Source organism: Oleiphilus sp. HI0128 (assembly GCF_001635365.1).
Window position 1 is genome coordinate 1 of sequence record NZ_LWGG01000081.1, and the last position, 781, is coordinate 781.

Here is a 781-nt window from a genome sequence, read left to right on the forward strand (position 1 = left end):
GCGTACGAAGTGTAAAGTCACCCGCTGTCACTTCCAAAGACGAACTCAAAAATTCGGCATTATTCATCTGACAGGCCACAAAGTTACGCCAAATCAAGTCGTACAGTCTCTCAGCGTCCTTCTCAAGGCTTTTTATGCCTGAGGTAAGCACCGTTACGTCAGATGGACGAATCGCCTCGTGAGCTTCCTGAGCTCCCTCTTTACTACTATATAGTCTCGGCGCATCAGGCACATACTTACTACCCATGTTCTCAGCGATATAATCTCTACATGCGTTGACAGCATCTTCACTCAAGTTCGTCGAATCAGTACGCATGTAGGTGATATAGCCCGCTTCATAAAGACGCTGAGCTAACATCATGGTTTTCTTTACACTAAAACCTAATCGAGTACTGGCTGCTTGCTGCAAAGTAGAAGTAATAAACGGAGCATTAGGCTTGGAGCTTGTCGGTTTGTCTTCTCGTTTGGAAACTGCAAACGCGGCTTTATTCAATGCCTCTTGGTGAGCTTTGATTTGATCAGCATTTACCGGACGGAAAGCGCTACCTTGATAGCGACTGACCTGAAAGCGTGTATCACCTTTTTTACCAGCACAGAGGTCAGCAAACATTTCCCAATATTCTTCTGGGACAAACGCTCGAATTTCTTTCTCACGCTCAACAATCAGGCGTACAGCAACAGACTGTACACGACCGGCTGAAAGNCCTCGTGCCACCTTCGCCCAAAGCAAAGGTGAAACCATAAAGCCAACCACCCGATCCAGAAAACGGCGGGCTTGTTG

1 protein-coding gene is annotated in these 781 nt (G+C 46.9%); it reads right to left on the reverse strand.

Annotated elements, in window-relative coordinates:
- A partial coding sequence (locus tag A3763_RS01055) for a DNA topoisomerase (RefSeq protein WP_231872060.1) occupies nt 1–781 on the reverse strand: 781 nt, incomplete at both ends.